This is a genomic window from Knoellia locipacati (genome assembly GCF_044791685.1).
GTDB lineage: Bacteria > Actinomycetota > Actinomycetes > Actinomycetales > Dermatophilaceae > Knoellia > Knoellia locipacati_A.
The window spans coordinates 3191004-3208800 of the sequence record NZ_CP087730.1; the positions used below are offsets into that span (position 1 = coordinate 3191004).

Annotated in this window: 16 protein-coding genes; 10 read left to right on the forward strand and 6 right to left on the reverse strand. The window is 70.8% G+C overall.

What is annotated here, in order from left to right; translation table 11 throughout:
• The first annotated feature begins 8 nt into the window (after positions 1 to 8).
• From LL946_RS14930 to rpsT, 4 genes are all read left to right on the forward strand, one after another.
• Positions 9 to 2729 carry an MGH1-like glycoside hydrolase domain-containing protein gene (locus LL946_RS14930; RefSeq protein WP_404381993.1) on the forward strand — a complete coding sequence of 907 codons (2721 nt, stop codon included), beginning with the start codon at positions 9 to 11 and terminating at the stop codon, positions 2727 to 2729.
• 80 nt (positions 2730 to 2809) lie between these two features.
• Positions 2810 to 5086 (forward strand): ATP-dependent DNA helicase, encoded by a 2277-nt coding sequence (locus tag LL946_RS14935; RefSeq protein ID WP_404381995.1) that lies wholly within the window; start codon positions 2810 to 2812, stop codon positions 5084 to 5086.
• Between the two features lie 60 nt (positions 5087 to 5146).
• Complete coding sequence (holA, locus tag LL946_RS14940; protein ID WP_404381997.1) at positions 5147 to 6142, forward strand: DNA polymerase III subunit delta; 996 nt, start codon at positions 5147 to 5149, stop codon at positions 6140 to 6142.
• 211 nt (positions 6143 to 6353) lie between these two features.
• Positions 6354 to 6614 carry a 30S ribosomal protein S20 gene (rpsT, locus tag LL946_RS14945; RefSeq protein ID WP_404381999.1) on the forward strand — a complete coding sequence of 87 codons (261 nt, stop codon included), beginning with the start codon at positions 6354 to 6356 and terminating at the stop codon, positions 6612 to 6614.
• Positions 6615 to 6688: 74 nt separating this feature from the next.
• On the opposite strand, the gene LL946_RS14950 is transcribed toward rpsT, so the two are convergent.
• Entirely contained in the window at positions 6689 to 7171 is a 483-nt protein-coding gene (locus LL946_RS14950; RefSeq protein WP_404382001.1) for a type II toxin-antitoxin system PemK/MazF family toxin, read from the reverse strand.
• A 174-nt stretch (positions 7172 to 7345) separates the two neighbouring features.
• On the opposite strand from LL946_RS14950, the gene lepA reads away from it, so the two are divergent.
• The 3 genes from lepA (at position 7346) to LL946_RS14965 (ending at position 10237) form a co-directional block, all read left to right on the forward strand.
• Positions 7346 to 9214: a translation elongation factor 4 gene (lepA, locus tag LL946_RS14955; protein ID WP_404382003.1), complete on the forward strand. Its 1869-nt coding sequence runs from the start codon at positions 7346 to 7348 to the stop codon at positions 9212 to 9214.
• Between the two features lie 89 nt (positions 9215 to 9303).
• On the forward strand, positions 9304 to 9768 hold the full coding sequence (locus LL946_RS14960) for a hotdog fold domain-containing protein (RefSeq protein ID WP_404382005.1): 465 nt from the start codon (positions 9304 to 9306) through the stop codon (positions 9766 to 9768).
• Between the two features lie 28 nt (positions 9769 to 9796).
• Positions 9797 to 10237 carry a nitroreductase/quinone reductase family protein gene (locus LL946_RS14965; RefSeq protein WP_404382007.1) on the forward strand — a complete coding sequence of 147 codons (441 nt, stop codon included), beginning with the start codon at positions 9797 to 9799 and terminating at the stop codon, positions 10235 to 10237.
• A 15-nt stretch (positions 10238 to 10252) separates the two neighbouring features.
• Here the strand turns inward: LL946_RS14965 and LL946_RS14970 are convergent, their stop codons facing one another.
• The 3 genes from LL946_RS14970 to LL946_RS14980 are packed head-to-tail and all read right to left on the reverse strand — an operon-like array spanning position 10253 to position 12570.
• Positions 10253 to 10816, reverse strand: a complete 564-nt coding sequence (locus LL946_RS14970) for an NUDIX hydrolase (RefSeq protein WP_404382009.1) — start codon at positions 10814 to 10816, stop codon at positions 10253 to 10255.
• Positions 10813 to 11613, reverse strand: coding sequence for a tyrosine-protein phosphatase (locus tag LL946_RS14975; RefSeq protein WP_404382011.1), 801 nt, complete (start codon positions 11611 to 11613; stop codon positions 10813 to 10815). Before LL946_RS14975 ends, LL946_RS14970 begins: the two co-directional genes overlap by 4 nt.
• An 18-nt stretch (positions 11614 to 11631) precedes the next feature.
• Positions 11632 to 12570, reverse strand: a complete 939-nt coding sequence (locus LL946_RS14980) for an ornithine cyclodeaminase family protein (protein ID WP_404382013.1) — start codon at positions 12568 to 12570, stop codon at positions 11632 to 11634.
• Positions 12571 to 12888: 318 nt separating this feature from the next.
• Between LL946_RS14980 and hemW the strand changes: the two genes are divergently transcribed.
• Positions 12889 to 14106, forward strand: coding sequence for a radical SAM family heme chaperone HemW (gene hemW, locus LL946_RS14985; RefSeq protein ID WP_404382015.1), 1218 nt, complete (start codon positions 12889 to 12891; stop codon positions 14104 to 14106).
• 30 nt (positions 14107 to 14136) lie between these two features.
• Positions 14137 to 14904 (forward strand): SDR family oxidoreductase, encoded by a 768-nt coding sequence (locus LL946_RS14990; protein ID WP_404382017.1) that lies wholly within the window; start codon positions 14137 to 14139, stop codon positions 14902 to 14904.
• Between the two features lie 80 nt (positions 14905 to 14984).
• Here LL946_RS14990 and LL946_RS14995 read toward each other — a convergent pair whose 3' ends face one another.
• Positions 14985 to 15572, reverse strand: a complete 588-nt coding sequence (locus tag LL946_RS14995) for a DUF4870 domain-containing protein (RefSeq protein WP_404382019.1) — start codon at positions 15570 to 15572, stop codon at positions 14985 to 14987.
• Positions 15573 to 15756: 184 nt separating this feature from the next.
• On the reverse strand, positions 15757 to 16632 hold the full coding sequence (locus tag LL946_RS15000; protein ID WP_404382021.1) for a DUF3097 domain-containing protein: 876 nt from the start codon (positions 16630 to 16632) through the stop codon (positions 15757 to 15759).
• Positions 16633 to 16701: 69 nt separating this feature from the next.
• Between LL946_RS15000 and hrcA the strand changes: the two genes are divergently transcribed.
• Positions 16702 to 17733: a heat-inducible transcriptional repressor HrcA gene (gene hrcA, locus LL946_RS15005; protein WP_404382023.1), complete on the forward strand. Its 1032-nt coding sequence runs from the start codon at positions 16702 to 16704 to the stop codon at positions 17731 to 17733.
• The last annotated feature ends 64 nt before the right edge of the window (positions 17734 to 17797 follow it).

A 17797-nucleotide genomic window follows, 5' to 3' on the forward strand; every position in this document is an offset into this window, starting at 1 on the left:
GTGGGGGCATGACGTCGGTCGAGCCCGAGGAGCCCGCTCAGACCGAGGAGCACCGACGACTGGCGCACTCTCCGGACGACGGGGATGCGTGGAGGGCGTGGGGGCCCTACGTCTCCGGTCGGCAGTGGGGGACCGTCCGGGAGGACTACTCGGCGGACGGCGACGCGTGGTCGTTCTTCCCGTTCGACCACTCGCACGCCCGCGCCTACCGGTGGGGCGAGGACGGGATCGCCGGCCTGTACGACCGCTACGGCTTCCTCAACCTCGCTGTGTCGATGTGGAACGGCCGCGACGACCGGCTCAAGGAGCGCTACTTCGGCCTCACCAACGGCGAGGGCAACCACGGCGAGGACGCCAAGGAGTACTGGTGGCACCTCGACGCGACACCGACCCACAGCTGGGCACAGCACCTCTACCGCTACCCGCAGGCCGCCTTCCCGTATGCCGTCCTGCGCGAGCAGAACGCCGCTCGCGGTCACGACCAGCCCGAGGTCCAGCTCGTCGACACCGGCGTGCTCGACGAGGACCGGTTCTTCGACGTCGTGACGACCCACGCCAAGGCCGCGCCGGGTGACGTCCTCGTCACCCTCGAGGCAACGAATCACGGGCCTGACGCGGCGCCGCTCGACCTCGTGCCGCAGCTCTGGTTCCGCAACACCTGGGCGTGGGGCAGGGACGACCGCACCCCCGTGATCGAGGTCGTCGGTGAGGGGCCCGAGGGCAGTGTGCAGCTGCGGGCCGTCCACGCCCACATCGGCGTCGTCGAGCTGTTCGCGGAGGGCGCGCCGGAGGTTCTCGTCTGCGACAACGAGACCCACGTCGAGGCCGTGTTCGGCGAGGGCGAGAGCCTCAGCCCGCACCCCAAGGACGCCGTCGGCAGGGCGATCGTCCACGGCGACCGCAGCCTCCTGGCTGCCGACGGCCGCGGCACGAAGGTGGCGCTGCGCTACCACTTCGAGGCCGTCGCGTCCGGTGAGACCGTGCGGGTGTGCCTGCGCCTGCGCGACGACGCCTGGGGCGAGGGCTCGACCGGTGACGTGGGGGCAGAGCAGGCCTTCGGGCGCGGCTTCGACGACGTGCTGGCCGCACGACGGGCCGAGGCGGACGCTTTCTACGGCGCCGTCATCCCTGAAGGTGTGACCGAGGAGGAGCGCCTCGTCGCGCGCCGCGCCTTTGCCGGGCTCAACTGGTGCAAGCAGCTCTACCGCTACGACGTGCGCGAGTGGCTCGAGGGCGACCCCGCGGGTCCGCCCCCACCGGACTCGCGCCGGGCCCGCGAGCCCGAAGGGCGCAACACCTCGTGGAACCACCTCGCGCTCGCCGACGTCATCTCGATGCCGGACGAGTGGGAGTACCCCTGGTTCGCGGCGTGGGACCTCGCGTTCCACACGGTCGCGATCGCCCACATGGACCCCCAGTTCGCCAAGAACCAGCTCATGCTCATGTGCCGCGAGTGGAGCCAGCATCCCAACGGCCAGCTCCCGGCATACGAGTGGTCCTTCGGCGACGTCAACCCGCCGGTCCACGCGTGGGCCGCGTGGCACGTCTACGTGCTCGACGGGTCGCGGGACCACGGGTTCCTCGTCCGTGTCTTCACCAAGCTGCTCTTCAACTTCTCGTGGTGGCTCAACCGCAAGGACTCCGACGGGTCCAACCTCTTTGAGGGCGGCTTCCTCGGCATGGACAACATCAGCGTGTTCGACCGGTCCCGTGAGGTGCCGCAGGGGTGGCGGCTCGAGCAGTCCGACGCGACGAGCTGGATGGCGTTCACCTGCCTCCAGATGCTCCGGATCGCTCTCGAGCTGAGCCGGGTCGACCGTGCGTGGGACGGGTTGGCGACGACCTTCCTCGAGCACTTCTTCTCCATCGCGGAGGCGATGGAGACGTTCGGCACCGAGGGAGTCTCACTCTGGGACGACGCGGACGAGTTCTTCTACGACGTGCTCGTCGACGGGGACGACAAGGGCTCACCGGTCCGGGTGCGCTCGCTCGTCGGGCTGCTGCCGCTCATCGCCGTCGCCAACGTGCCAGCGTGGGCGTTCGACGAGCTCGCGGACTTCACCTCGCGGCTCAGGTGGCTCCAGGACCGGCGCCCCGACCTCACCGACTCCCTGCTGCACAGCCGGGACCGGGAGGGGGTCCACAACAGCCTCACACCTGTCGTCCGCTCCCGTCTCGAGGCGATCCTGCGTCGGCTCTTCGACGAGGACGAGTTCCTGTCACCGCACGGGATTCGGTCGCTGTCGGCGGCCTACCGCGGAGGGGTTGACCTCGAGGTCGGCGGCACCTCGGTGCACATCGAGTACGACCCCGGCGAGTCCTCGACCGGCATGTTCGGAGGCAACTCGAACTGGCGAGGTCCCGTCTGGTTCCCCGTCAACGTGCTCATCCTCGACGCCCTGCTCGTCCTCGCCGACGGAGCTGACGGGGACGTCCGGGTGGAGTTCCCGACCGGGTCAGGGCAGGAGGTCGCGCTCGAGGAGGCCGCCATCGGCCTGCGAGGCAGGCTCATCGCGCTCTTCCTGCCCGATGACCGGGGCCGCAGGCCCGGCACCCCGCGTGAGTACCCCGGTGGTGACCTCTGGGACACCCACCCGACCTTCAGCGAGCACTTCAACGGAGACACCGGGGTCGGTCTCGGGGCCTCCCACCAGACCGGCTGGACCGCCCTGGTGGCTCACCTCATCTGCACCCCACCCGACGCCCTACGCGACGAGATCGACGCCTGAGCCCCCGGGCTCACGCCATGACACGACGGGCCTGTGGAGGACGGCGACCGGCTGTCCTCGCGGCCGCATAGGCTGGGCCGGTGCCGACCCTCGACGACCTCCTCGCCGCCGCCGTCAGCGGGGTCAAGGGGAGCGAGCGACCGGGCCAGGTCTCGATGGCCAAGGCGGTGGCCAACTCGATCGAGACCGGTGAGCACCTCCTCGTCCAGGCCGGCACGGGCACCGGCAAGTCCCTCGCCTACCTCGTGCCCGCCGTGCAGCACGCCATCGACGTCGGCAAACCGGCGGTCGTCGCCACCGCCACCCTCGCGCTTCAGGCCCAGATCGTCGACCGCGACATGCCCCGCGTCGCCGACTCGCTGGCCCCGCTGCTCGGCCGGCGCCCCACCTACGCGATCGTCAAGGGCCGGCGCAACTACCTGTGCGCCCACAAGCTCGAGGGCGGCTTCCCCGACGACGAGGAGGGGCTGTTCGGCGTCGGTGACGTCGACAAGCAGGCAGGCCGCCTCGGGCAGGAGGTCGTGCGGCTGCGTGAGTGGGCCGGTGACACCGAGTCCGGCGACCGTGACGAGCTCGTGCCCGGTGTCTCGGAGCGGGCCTGGCGCCAGGTCTCGGTGAGCGCCCACGAGTGCCTCGGCAGCAAGTGCCCCATGGTCGCCGACTGCTTCGTCGAGCGGTCGCGCGAGGCCGCCAAGAGCGTCGACGTCATCGTCACCAACCACTCGTTCATGGCCATCGACGCCTTCGAGGGTCGCCAGATGCTGCCCGAGCACGACGTCCTCGTCGTCGACGAGGCGCACGAGCTCGTCGACCGCGTGACGGCGACGATCACCGACGAGGTCACGCCGGGCATGGCCCGCATCGCCGCCAAGCGCGCCGGCCGCCAGGCCGACTCGAGCGAGACGGTCGACGACGCCGGGACCTTCCTCGAGTCGGTCCTCGACGAGATCCCCGAGGGCCGGCTCACCGGCATACCCGACAACCTCGCGCTCGCGCTCGCCCGGCTGCGCGACACGACCCGGCAGGTGCAGACCGAGCTCAAGCCGACGCCCGGACAGGAGGTCGACGGGTCTCGGCAGGTCGCGCGCGCAGCGATCGACGAGCTCAACGAGAACGCCTCGCGAGTCCTCGAGGAGCGCGAGCTCGACGTCGTCTGGGTGAGCAAGGACCCGCGCCGGGGGAGCGTCCTGCGGGTGGCGCCGATGAGTGTGGCCATGCTCGTGCGCGACAAGATCTTCGAGGAGCGCACGGTCGTCCTCACGTCCGCCACCCTCGAGCTCGGCGGCACGTTCGACGCCGTCGCCGGCACGATCGGCCTGCGTGGAGAGGGCGCGCCGGAGTGGACCGGGCTCGATGTCGGCAGCCCGTTCGACTACCCGCAGCAGGGCATCGCCTACGTCGCCAAACACCTGCCCCCGCCCGGTCGTGACGGCGCGTCCCCCGAGACGATGGACGAGATCGAGGCCCTCGTCCGGGCCGCCGGCGGTCGCACCCTCGGTCTCTTCTCGTCGATGCGGGCGGCCCGTGCCGCAACCGACGAGATGCGCGAGCGCCTGACGGACCTCGACGGCGAGGTCGCCGTCCTGTGCCAGGGCGAGGACCAGATCTCGACGCTCGTGCGCCAGTTCGCCCGTGACCCGCGCACCTGCCTCTTCGGCACGCTCAGCCTGTGGCAGGGCGTCGACGTGCCCGGGTCGAGCTGCCAGCTCGTCATCATCGACCGCATCCCGTTCCCGCGTCCGGACGACCCGCTCGCCTCGGCGCGCTCGCAGGCCATCGCCCGGATGGGCGGCAACGGGTTCATGGCCGTGTCGGCGACGCATGCAGCGCTGCGGCTCGCGCAGGGCGCGGGACGCCTCATCCGCCGCGGCGACGACCGCGGCGTGGTCGCCTTCCTGGACTCGCGGATGATGAGTGCCCGGTATGCCGGGTTCCTCCAGCGCTCGCTCCCGCCCTTCTGGCCCACCGCGGACAGGACGCTCGTCCTCAACGCCCTCAAGCGCCTCGACGAGACGGCGCCACCACCGCTCGACGTCGCGGACCCCGCACTGCGCGGGCTCACCGGCGCCGTGGCCGGCACCACCATGGGCGACGCCGAAGTCCGGGGCGCCGTCGACGCCACCGACACCCGGCCCGTGGCCACCGCGCCTCCCGCAGCGCCCTCGTCGCGCACGGCCGTCACCCAGGGCCACGCGTGGACCGACCAGGAGGACGAGGAGCTGCGCGACGGCGTGGCGCTCGGCCTCGACGTCGAGGAGCTGAGCGAGTCCCTCGAGCTGCCGGTCGACGTCATCGCGGCCCGGCTCGCCGGGCTGGGGCTCGAGGCCGGCACGGGCGCCACCCTGAGCTTCGACTGACCGGTTGCGGCGGCCGAGGCCTTGTCGGGGGTGGCGGGGGCGTCGGACCGGCGTGGCAGAGTGACCGCCGTGAGTGATCTGGTCGAGGTGCACCGTCGCGTGCCGCCGCTCGTGCTCATCGCCGGTCCCGAGCAGGTCCTCGCCGAGCGAGGACTCGCCGAGGTGCTCCAACACGTCCGTGAGCGCACGCCCGACGTCGAGGTGATCCGTCTGTACGCCGCCTCCTACGAGGCCGGTGAGCTCATGGTCCACGCCAGCCCCTCTCTCTTCGGCGGTGACAAGGCGGTCGTCGTGCACGACCTCGACGAGGCCGCCGACGAGCTCCAGCAGGACCTGCTCTCCTACCTCGCGGCGCCGCCGGACGACGTGACCCTCGTCGTGGTCCACAAGGGTGGCAACCGCGGCAAGAAGGTCCTCGACACCTTGAAGAAGTCACGGGCTCGCATCATCGACGCACCGGCGATCAAGACCGACCGCGACAAGGCCGACTTCGCCATGCACGAGTTCCGGGCGGCCAAGCGCCGGGCCACCGGCGAAGCCGTCCAGGCGCTCGTCGACGCCATCGGCAAGGACCTGCGTGAGCTCGCCTCCGCGTGCCAGCAGCTCATCTCCGACACCACCGGCGTCATCGACGAGCAGGTGGTGCTGACTTACCACGGTGGCAAGGTCGAGGCCACGGGCTTCAAGGTCGCCGACGCCGCGGTTGCGGGAGACGCAGGGGAGGCCCTCCGACTCCTCCGGCACGCCATCGCCGTCGGCGTCGACCCCGTGCCGATCGTCGCCGTCCTCGCCCAGCAGCTCCGCCAGCTCATCAAGGTCGGCTCGGCCGGGCGAGGACGCTCCGCCGACCTCGCTCGCGACCTCGGCATGGCGCCGTGGCAGGTCGACAAGGCTCGGCGCTCGCTCCAGGGCTGGACCGCCGAGGCGCTCGCCCGGTCGCTGCGGGCCGTCGCCGCGGCCGACTTCGAGGTCAAGGGTGGTGGCCGCGACCCCGTCTACGCCGTCGAGCGAGCCGTGCTCACGATCACCCGCGAGAAGGCCGAGAGCGACCGCTGAGCGGCAGGGGAGCGGACGGCATACGCGCTGATTCCGGCGTTTTGGCTGTCGGGGCGACCCGCTGGTAGATTTGTCCCTTGCGTGCGCGCTCAGGTCGTGCGCGTACGTAGATCCATCCAGAGCGGTTCAGCAAGGGTGTCCCCACTCCCGGTCCCGAGCCGCTTCTGCCGCCCTCTAACGGCAACCACCGACCTCTCAGAAAGTTCTCTTCGTGGCAAACATCAAGTCCCAGCTCAAGCGCATCAAGACCAACAAGACGGCGACCGAGCGCAACAAGGCCGTCAAGTCCGACGTCCGCACCGCGGTTCGCAAGTTCCGCGAGCTCGCCGACGCCGGCAAGGTCGACGAGGCGAAGGAAGCCCTCAAGGCCGCCTCCACCAAGCTCGACAAGGCCGTCAGCAAGGGCGTTCTGCACAAGAACAACGCGGCCAACAAGAAGTCGGCCATGGCCAGGAAGGCCGCCGGCCTCTGAGCCAGTCGCACCGCGGTCGCTGACCGCCAAGCACGAGGGCCCGTCACCATCTCGGTGACGGGCCCTCGTGCGTGTCAGTGGCGCCGGAAGACGTCGATGAACCGATCGAGTGTCGAGCGGCGGGGTCGAGGCGACCGGTCTCCCTGAGGGTGAGGGTGGGCGGCGTTCGCGGCGATGACCTCGTCCCACCTCGCGCGGTCCAGAACGGCACCCTCGCGGCGGACCGTCGACGGGTCGATGCGCACGACCCGGTTGACCCGGACCTCGGACGGACGGGACTGGCCGTCCCAGCCGCCGGAGCCGACGTCGACCCAGTAGCGCCCGGCACGCTCCTCCTGGGCTGCGTCCCGGTCGTGGTCCCGGCTCGTGAGCTGCATCCCGAGCAGCCACCGGCCGTCGCGTCCGACGACGAGCACCGGTCGGTCCTTGCCCCGGCTGTGGTCGTCCTCGAAAGGCACGTGGGCCCAGACCACCTCGCCCGGGTCGGGCTCGCCGTCGACCTCCGGGGCGTAGCCGGGGTCGAGAGGGCCGTCGTAGTCGCCGGGGTAGGTCGCCATGCGCGTCACGCTACCCAGCGTGGACCGACAGACGTCGTATGCCGTGTCGCACCATGACCCTCGGCCTCGGCTCCCGGGTGGTCGGCACGCGAGCATGCGTGGTTCGGCGCCACGGCGTCGTCATGGGAGACTGTCCCGACTCCCCGTTCCACACTTCCCGAGGACTTAGCGACTGTGTCTCCCCGCGCCCGCACCGTGCTCCAGCCGCACGCCACGCCGCCGGAGGCGATCCGCAACTTCTGCATCATCGCCCACATCGACCACGGCAAGTCGACGCTCGCCGACCGCATGCTCCAGATCACCGGGGTGGTCGACGACCGCGCCATGCGCGCCCAGTACCTCGACCGCATGGACATCGAGCGCGAGCGCGGCATCACGATCAAGAGCCAGGCCGTGCGCATGCCGTGGGAGACCTTCGACGCCGAGGGCCGCTCCGGCAACTTCATCCTCAACATGATCGACACCCCGGGACACGTCGACTTCACCTACGAGGTGTCGCGCTCGCTCGCTGCCTCCGAGGGCGCGATCCTGCTCGTCGACGCGGCTCAGGGGATCGAGGCGCAGACCCTCGCCAACCTCTACCTCGCGATGGAGAACGACCTCACCATCGTCCCGGTCCTCAACAAGATCGACCTGCCGGCGGCGCAGCCCGAGAAGTACGCCGAGGAGCTCGCCAAGCTCATCGGGTGCGAGCCCGAGGACTGCCTCCAGGTGTCCGGCAAGACCGGCGTGGGCGTCGAGCCGCTGCTCGACGAGATCGTCCGTCAGATCCCGCACCCCGTCGGCGACCCAGACGCACCCGCGCGAGCGATGATCTTCGACTCCGTCTACGACACCTACCGCGGCGTCGTGACCTACGTGCGTGTGGTCGACGGCAACCTCAACCCGCGCGAGAAGATCATCATGATGTCGACCCGGGCGACGCACGAGCTCCTCGAGATCGGCGTCATCAGCCCCGAGCCCGTGCCCGGCAAGGGCCTCGGCGTCGGTGAGGTCGGCTACCTCATCACCGGCGTCAAGGACGTCCGGCAGTCGCGCGTCGGTGACACCGTCACCAACGAGCGCAAGCCGGCGGCGACCGACCTCGGCGGCTACCGCGATCCCAAGCCCATGGTCTTCTCGGGACTCTTCCCGATCGACGGCTCGGACTACCCGCTCCTGCGCGACGCCCTCGACAAGCTCAAGCTCAACGACGCGGCGCTCGTCTACGAGCCCGAGACGTCGGTGGCGCTCGGCTTCGGGTTCCGCTGCGGCTTCCTCGGCCTGCTCCACCTCGAGATCGTCCGCGAGCGGCTTGAGCGCGAGTTCGACCTCGACCTCATCTCGACCCAGCCCAACGTCGTCTACGACGTGACGATGGACGACGGTTCCGTCATCGTCGTGACCAACCCCAGCGAGTTCCCCTACGGCAAGGTCGCCGAGGTGCGCGAGCCCGTCGTCAAGGCGACGATCCTGGCGCCGAGCGAGTTCATCGGGGCGATCATGGAGCTCTGCCAGAGCAAGCGCGGCCAGCTCCTCGGCATGGACTACCTCTCCGAGGACCGGGTCGAGCTGCGCTACACGTTGCCGCTCGCCGAGGTCGTCTTCGACTTCTTCGACCAGCTCAAGTCGCGCACCCGCGGCTACGCCTCGCTCGACTACCAGGAGGCCGGTGACCAGGTCGCCGACCTCGTCAAGGTCGACATCCTGCTCCAGGGCGAGAACGTCGACGCGTTCAGCTCGGTCGTCCACAAGGACAAGGCCTACGCCTACGGCAACATGATGGCCGGCAAGCTCAAGGAGCTCATCCCGCGCCAGCAGTTCGAGGTGCCCATCCAGGCCGCCATCGGCGCCCGGGTCATCGCCCGCGAGAACATCCGCGCCATCCGCAAGGACGTCCTCGCCAAGTGCTACGGCGGTGACATCAGCCGCAAGCGCAAGCTGCTCGAGAAGCAGAAGGCCGGCAAGAAGCGGATGAAGAACATCGGCACCGTCGAGGTCCCGCCGGAGGCCTTCATCGCCGCGCTCTCCTCCGACGACGGCGGCGAGTCCAAGAAGAAGTAGCCGGCTGGCGCGGGTGAGCGTGACCACGGGTCGCGGGCGCGGGTCCCACGCTCTGCGTGGGCCGGCATACCGGGAAGTAACATCATCGTATGCCGGAGACCTTCGCCCTGTACCGCAAGCTCACCTCCCTGCCCCTGGGCAAGCAGGCGTTCTCGTTCCTCTTCGCGCAGAAGGCGCCGTACTTCTGGACCGTGCGTCCGCAGGTGCGCGAGGTGCGCGAGAACCACGCCGAGCTCGTCATCAGGAAGCGTCGCGCGGTCCAGAACCACATCGGCACGGTCCACGCGATCGCGGTCTGCAACGGGCTCGAGGCGGCCATGGGCCTGCTCGCCGAGGCGACGACCCCTGTCGGACGGCGCTGGATCCCCAAGGGCATGGAGGTCGCCTACACCGCGAAGTCGACGACCGACCTGCTCTGCACCGCCGACACCGACCCCGCGGACTGGGCCCACCCGGGCGACGTCCCGGTGCGGGTCAAAGCCATCCGCGAGGACGGCACCGTCGTCGTCGAGGGCGTCATCACGATCTATGTGAGCGACAAGAAGTCGGCATAGACCTCGTGCGCGTGGTGTTGTCGCGGACATGACGATCACCGGAACCTACGTCCCGAGCCCCAGTGGCTGGGTGCGCAGGCAGGTCGAGACCATCGAGTCGACGGGGACGACCGAGTCCGTCGACATCCTGGGACGCCCCGTGGTGCTGCTCACGATGAACGGCGTGACCGGCACCGTGCGCAAGGTGCCGCTCATGCGGGTCGAGCACGATGGGGTGTATGCCGCCGTGGCCAGCAAGGGAGGAGCGCCCGAGCACCCGAAGTGGTACGCCAACCTGCGCAAGAACCCGGTCATCGAGCTCCAGGAGGGCACCCGCACGTGGGTGGCGCGCGCTCGTGAGCTGGAGGGTGAGGAGCGCGAGGAGTGGTGGCCGCGGTGCGTGGCGGCCTTCCCGAACTACGCGGAATACCAGCGCAGGACCAAGCGGCTCATCCCGGTCTTCGTGCTCGAGCCGGTCGACGCGACTTAGGCGATACCCCGGGGCTCAGCCCGGTGCGACGGTCGACTCGTCGACATCGCCCAGGGCCAGGGGTGCGCCCGGTGCGATCCCCGCTGGCGGCACGTGGGACCAGATCCGCAGCAGGTCCCGCGGCCAGATCTCTTCGGTGGTGGCCTCGAGCTCGGGCCGGGTCCACCAGTGGTGGGCCGTCATCGTGGCGAGCTCGACCTCGGTGTGACCCACCGTCGACACCTCGAACGCGGTGCACCGGAGGAACCAGAACAGCTCGTCCTGGGTCGTGACGACGTCGCTGTAGCCGTGGACGACGCACCGCTCGGCCAGGGGTCCGACGAGCGTGTCCGGGGCGACCTGCAACCCGGTCTCCTCCTCGACCTCTCGCACCGCGGCCTCGAGGTCGGTCTCGCCGGGGTCGACGCCGCCACCGGGCGTGATCCAGAAGACGGGGACGGGGGTGAGCCCCGGGTCGCTGTCGCGGAAGAGCAGGAGGCGGTCCTCGGTGTCGACGAGGAGGACGCGCATCGCCCGACGCCGGTTGCGCGGACGGGTGTCCGGCTGAGGTGCTGCCAGGACCGGCAGGGAGGTCCTCACGTGGTGAGCCGCCCGCGCAGCCGGTCGATGTCGGCGTCCGTCCATCCCTGCCGGGCCAGCCACCCCGTCGCGCCACCGAACTCGCTCTGCACGGTCTCGAGGATCGTCTGCATCGTCTCGGGTCGCGGGCGCTGGTCGTCCACGCTCTGCTGGCGCAGCGCGGTGCCGTAGAGGTCGCGCGGCATGAGCCGGGCGATGATCCGCTCGATGCGCTCGCCGGTGAGGGCGTAGTCCTCGACGATGACGTCGTGGGGGACGCCGGCGGCGTCGAGGGCGAGGGCGACGACGGTTCCGGTGCGGTCCTTGCCCGCGGCGCAGTGGACCACCGTCGCCCCGTGGCTGCGGGAGACGACGTCCAGCGCAGCCGAGATCGAGTCGGGACGCTTCGACAGGTAGCCGAGGTAGTGCTCGGACCAGAACGCCGCGTCACGGACCGGACGCGTGGAGTGCTGCGGCACGGCAAGGGCCTGCTCGGCGGTGACGCCCCGGCCGTCCCCGAAGAGCGAGTGGTGGTGGTGGGTCAGGGACTCGACGTGCCAGAGCGGGCCGGGGCCCTCGGTGCTCACCTCGGTGTCGCTGCGCAGGTCGACGATGTCGCTCACGCCGAGGACCTCGACGACGTGGCGGACGTCGGACGTGCTGAGGTCCTGGAGGTTGTCGGAGCGCAGCAGACGACGAGGCTGGATGGAGCCGCCGTCGCGGGTGGGCAGCCCGCCCGAGTCACGCATGTTGACGACGCCCTCGAGCTCGATCCAGCGCTCGGCGGCGGACACGTCAGGCCTCGGGTCGTCGCTCACGACGCCATCGTAGGTCCCTCAGATGTCGACGACCTGTCCGGTGGCGGTCGCCTCGGCGTTCGCCGCGACCGCGCTCGCGACGACGAGGTCGGTGATGCCGGTGCCGAGGTTCGAGACGACGAGGCGGCCCTCGGGACGCGGCGCGTGGAGTAGGTGGCCCGTCCACGCCGTCGCCGAGGGGTAGCCGTCGAGCTTGCCCCTGACCGAGCGCATCGCCGCGAACTGCACCGGGTCGTCCGAGGCGAGCACGGCGGTCTCGGCCAGCGCGGCGTCGACCGAGCTCGCGTAGTCGATGGGTAGGAGGAGGGCGTCGTCGGCGGGCCACGTCAGCGGGATGGCCATGTCCGTGAGGCCGATCGAGAGCCCGGTGATGACGACGTCCTTGTCGCGGACCGCGGCCTCGCGTGACGGGGAGGGGATGACCCGTATGCCGGGTGCCGCCCTCTCGGTCTGGCGCACCAGGGCGTCGACGGCCTCGCGACGGCGGGCCCAGACATGGACCTCGGGGTGGCCCAGGGCCTCGAGGACCCGCAGGTGCGAGGCGGCTTGGACCCCGGCGCCGAGGTACGAGATCGAGGCGTCCGGCTCGGCGAGGGCGCGGATGCACGCGCCGGTGACGGCGGCGGTGCGCACCGCGGTGAGCTCGGCCGCGGGCATGAGGGCGGACGGCACACCGGTCGTCCCGTCGTTGACCACCATGAGGCCCGTGGCGGTCGGCAGGTCGCGGACCGGGTTGTCGGGGACGACGCTGATCCACTTGCAGCCCAACAGGTTGCGCTCCGGATAGGCCGCTGGCATGGCGTTGGCGAACATGCCGGGTGAGGTGCGCACCGTCGGCTTGGGTGGGACGTCGGCGCGACCCTCGGCCAGCGCCGTGAGTGCGTCGGCGACGAGGTCGACCACCTCGACCAGAGGTGGGAGGCAGGCCTGGACGTCGGCGTCGGTGAGTATGCGCACGGGCGCCAACCTAGCGGGGGCGACGCCCTGCCACCGGGTGCACAGGTGAGGGCCTCGGAAAGTATGAGTTTCCGAGGCCCTCGACGAATCAAGAACCGAAGTTCCTGTTTCGACGCTCTCACCGAAGTGAGTGCGTACTGGTATTTCTAGTCCTGCGGCCCCCGGGTGCGCAAGACCTTGCGCCGAAATCGACCGAACTTTCTCGGGCCTCGCGGCGTGTCACGCTGGACACGCCGACTCGCATGCGGCGCCCCGACAGGGGGGCGTCTCGGGCGCCCGCGGGGAGGGGGTGGCGGCCGGGGTGGGAGGATGCCCCTCATGCCCCGACTGCCCGACGGCGACCCCGCTCCAGCCTCCGGCGAGCTGCCTCCCGGGTGCCTCACGGGCATGGGGAGCCGGCCGTTCGGGATCTATCTGCACGTGCCCTTCTGCCGGGTGCGGTGCGGCTACTGCGACTTCAACACCTACACGCTGACCGAGCTCGGTCCGGGTGCCAGCACGTCCAGCTTCGCCGACACCGCTCTGGCCGAGCTCGACCTCGCACATGAGGTTCTGGGCTCCGCGGCGCCCCGGGTGGACACCGTCTTCGTCGGTGGTGGCACACCCACGATGCTCCCGGCGGCCGACCTCGTGAAGGTCGTGGACGGCATACGGGAGCGGTTCGGGTTCGCCGACGACGTCGAGGTGACGACCGAGGCCAACCCCGACTCGGTGACACCGCAGTCGCTGCGCGAGCTCGCGGACGGTGGTTTCACACGCATCTCTCTCGGCATGCAGTCGGCGGTGCCGCACGTCCTCGCGACCCTCGACCGGACCCACGACCCCGCAGGCGTCGGTCGGGCCGTCGCAGCCGCCCGCGATGCGGGACTGGTGACGAGCGTCGACCTCATCTACGGCACGCCGGGGGAGTCGCTCGACGACTGGCGCCGAAGCCTCGATGCTGCGGTTTCCCTTGAGCCGGAACACATCTCGGCGTACGCCCTCGTCGTCGAGGAGGGCACCAAGCTGGCTGCCCAGGTGCGACGCGGAGAGGTGGAGCGCCCGGACGACGATGACGAGGCGACGAAGTACGAGCTCGCCGAGGAGGTGCTGTCCGCTGCCGGCTTCGGCTGGTACGAGGTGAGCAACTGGACGCACACCCCTGCCGGACGGTGCCGCCACAACGACGGCTACTGGACCGGCGCGGACTGGTGGGGTGTCGGCCCCGGTGCGCACAGCCACGTGGGCGGCGTGCGCTGGTGGAACGTCAAGCACCCGAGGGCGTATGCCGGCCGGCTGGCCGAGCGCGTCTCTCCCGCCGCAGGGCGCGAGACCCTGACGGCCGAGCAGGTGCGCGACGAGCAGGTGTTGCTCGGGGTGCGGGTGCGCGACGGGCTCGCGATCGACGACCTCGACGAGGTGGGGAGGCGGGCGGTCGCCGGTCTCGTCGCCGACGGGCTCGTGGACGGGGTGGCGGCGGTCCGCGACCGACGAGTGGTCCTCACGCTGCGCGGACGGCTCCTCGCCGACACCGTCGTCCGCCGTCTCCTCGGCTGAGCATCGGCCGGCGCCCCTAGTGTGGCGCGCATGACTGCCACGCACAGCCGACGGCTCGAGGGCCGCACCGCCATCGTCACCGGGTCGAGCAGGGGGATCGGTCTTGCGATCGCCGAGCGCCTTGTCTCCGAGGGCGCCCGCGTCTGCCTCACCGCGCGCAAGCAGGACGCCCTCGACGCCGCCGTCGAGTCACTCGGCGGCCCGGACGTCGCCATGGCCGTCGCCGGCCGCGCCGACGACCCGGCACACCAGGACGAGGTGCTGGCCACGGTGGCCGAGAGGTTCGGGCCGGTCGACCTGCTCGTCAACAACACCGGGATCAACCCTGCATACGGGAGGCTGGTCGACCTCGACCTCGACGCCGCGCGCAAGATCGTCGAGGTCAACTGCATCGCGGCACTGTCGTGGATCCAGAAGGCGGTGGCCGCCGGACTCGAGGAGCGGGGCGGTGCGATCGTCAACGTCTCGTCGGTGGCGGGTGTCCGCCCGGCGCCGGGCATCGGCTTCTACGGCGCGAGCAAGGCGATGCTCACGCACCTCACCGAGGAGCTCGCCGTCGAGCTCGGGCCCACCGTGCGCGTCAACGCCGTTGCACCGGCCGTGGTCAAGACCCAGTTCGCAACGGCCCTCTACGAGGGGCGCGAGGAGAAGGTCGCGGCGGGCTACCCGCTCGGGCGGCTCGGTGTGCCCGAGGACATCGCCGGGGTCGTGGCGTTCCTGCTCTCCGAGGACGCCGCGTGGATGACCGGCCAGCTCGTGGTCGTCGACGGCGGACTGCTCCTCAAGGGCGGCGTCTGACCGACCCCTCCCCCAACTGATTGCCCCACGGCGCGCGCCGTGGAGCAATCAGTCGGTGATGGGGTCTCAGCGAGCGTGGCTCACTTGACGAAGGAGGGCGTCAGCGGCGGGTTCCACTGCTGGCCCTCGTTGGCGCGCAGGGCGCCGATGATGTGCAGGACGAACGCGATCGCCAGGGCGATGAAGTACGTCACGAAGCCCACGAGGACAAGCATGAGCGGGAACGAGATGAGCAGCACGATGCCCGTCATGATCTGGATGTTGAGCGAGTTGGCGGCGTGCTGCCGGACGAAGGCACCGCGGTCCTTGTACATCACGTAGATGATGAGCGACCCGACGAAGCCGAGCAGCCCTGCGCTCAGCACCATAGCGATGAGCGGGATGAGGTGGGAGAGCATGCCCCACTGGCGCTGCTGGGCCGGGTCGAGAACCTGCTGCCCGTATGCCGTGGCCTGGGCCGGGTACGCCGGTCCCGGCTGCTGGTAGGACGGCTGCTGGTACCCGGCCTGCTGGTACGCCGGCTGCTCGGAGGCGGGCGGCGGCGGGGGCACCTGCTCGTGCGACTGCGGGGCAGCGGAAGGCTCGTGCGGGGCGGCCAGCGGGTCGGGCCGGTCCACCGGGTCCTGCGGGGTCTGTCCCTGGAACTCCGGCTGCGGAGTGGTGGTCATGGTGTCCTCCTTCAGGGGACGGGGTGCTGTCACCCAGTCAAACCCATCCGGAGGGTGTTTCATCCCCGCTTCGGGGTGAGATCAGGGTGCAGTCAGGGCCGACACTGCCGCGGAAGGTGGGCGCGGGTCCCACGCTCTGCGTGGGCCGGCATACCGGCCTCGTCTCGGCGCGCGAGGAGTGCCGTCAGGGGGCCGCCGTGACGAAGTCGATGAGCTCCTCGACCCGGCCGAGCAGCGACGGCTCGAGGTCGGCGTAGGTGCGCACGGTGCCGAGGATCTGCTTCCAGGCGCGGGCGATGTCGGCCTGGTCGTCGTGGGCCCAGCCGAGGTGCGCGCAGATGCCGTGCTTCCACGACGTGCCGCGGGGGATGACCGGCCACTGGTCCATCCCCAGCCGTGAGGGGCGGACCGACTGCCAGACGTCGACGTAGGGGTGGCCGACGATGAGGACGTGCGGGGCGTAGGGCTGGAGGCGGGATGCCGCCTCGACCACGCGGGTCTCCTTGGTGCCGGGCACGAGGTGGTCCACGAGCACGCCCATCCGCTTGCCCGGACCGGGTCGGAAGTCTCGGATCGCGCCCTCGAGGTCGTCGACGCCGTCGAGCATCTCGACGACGACGCCCTCGACCCGCAGGTCGTGGCCCCAGACCTTCTCGACGAGCTCGGCGTCGTGGCGGCCCTCGACGAAGATTCGCGAGGCGCTCGCGACCTTGGCCGGCGCGCCCGCGACGGCGCGGGAGCCGCTCGCGGTGCGCGACGCAGCCTGGCGGGCCGCGGCGAGCTGGGCCGAGCTCGCTGCAGTGGGCTTGGTGAGCGTGACCGGACGGCCGTCGACGTGGAAGCCGGGACCGAGCGGGAACGCCTTGGTCCGGCCGCGCCGGTCCTCGAGGTGGACGACGTGGATGCCCCCGGCCTTCTCGACCCGGACGACGGCTCCGACCCAGCCGGTCTCCACGTCCTCGACGACGACACCGAGCTCGGCCGGGAGGGGGGTGGAGCGGCCGCCACGGGGCGCCTTCCAGTCACCCGAGAGCACGTCCTGGCCGTAGCGATCCGTCACCTGCGTGAGGGTAGACGTAGAATTGGCACTCACCAAGCATGAGTGCCAGCACGGAGGGAGGTGTCGCACATGAGTGAGGATCGTCGGCTCGCAGTGTTGCGGGCGATCGTCCAGGACTACGTCGAGACGTCCGAGCCGGTGGGTTCCAAGGCCCTGCTGGAGCGGCACTCGCTCGGCGTCTCCGCGGCGACGGTGCGCAACGACATGGCCGTCCTCGAGGAGGAGGGCCTCATCGCCGCGCCGCACACGAGCGCCGGCCGCATCCCCACGGACGCCGGCTACCGGCTGTTCGTCGACCGGCTCAGCACCGTCAAGCCGCTGAGCGGCGCGGAGAAGCGGGCGATCAGCCAGCTGCTCGACGGCGCCATGGACCTCGACGACGTCGTCGACCGCACGGTGCGCCTGCTGGCGTCGTTGACCCGGCAGGTCGCCGTCGTCCAGTACCCCTCGCTCACCCGGTCCTCGGTCCGCCACATCGAGCTCGTGCCGCTCGGCGGCTCGCGCCTCCTCGTCGTGCTCATCACGACGACGGGCCGGGTCGAGCAGCGGGTCCTCGAGACCGGCATGGACCTCGCCGACCCCGCGAACGAGCGGATGCTCGCCTCGCTGCGGTCCGACGTCAACGGCGCCACCGTGGGCAAGACGCTCGCCGACGCGGCCGGCGGGCTCGGCGAGCTGCCGACCCAGGTCGACCCCGGCGCCCGCGGACTGCTCGCGGCCATCGCCGCCGAGCTCACCGAGGTGCTCGTCGAGCAGCGTGAGGAGCGGGTCGTCATGGCCGGAACCTCCAACCTCGTGCGCTCGGGCGAGGACTTCCCGAGCTCGATCGGGCCCGTCCTCGAGGCCCTCGAGGAGCACGTGGTGCTGCTCAAGCTCCTCGGGACCGTGACCGAGCAGGGCTCTGCCGTCGCCGTCCGGATCGGCTCCGAGAACCCGTATGCCGGCCTGCGGACGACGTCGCTCGTCACCTCCGGCTACGGCACCGGCTCCGACCTCGTGGCCGGCCTCGGTGTCGTCGGCCCGACCCGCATGGACTACCCGACGACGATGGCCGCGGTGCGTGCCGTCGCGACCTACGTCAGCCGGATCCTCGCGGAATGACCGGGTGACTCCCGGCCTTTGCACTTCCAGCCGCTCTCCCTCAACCGAACCCTGAACCGAACAG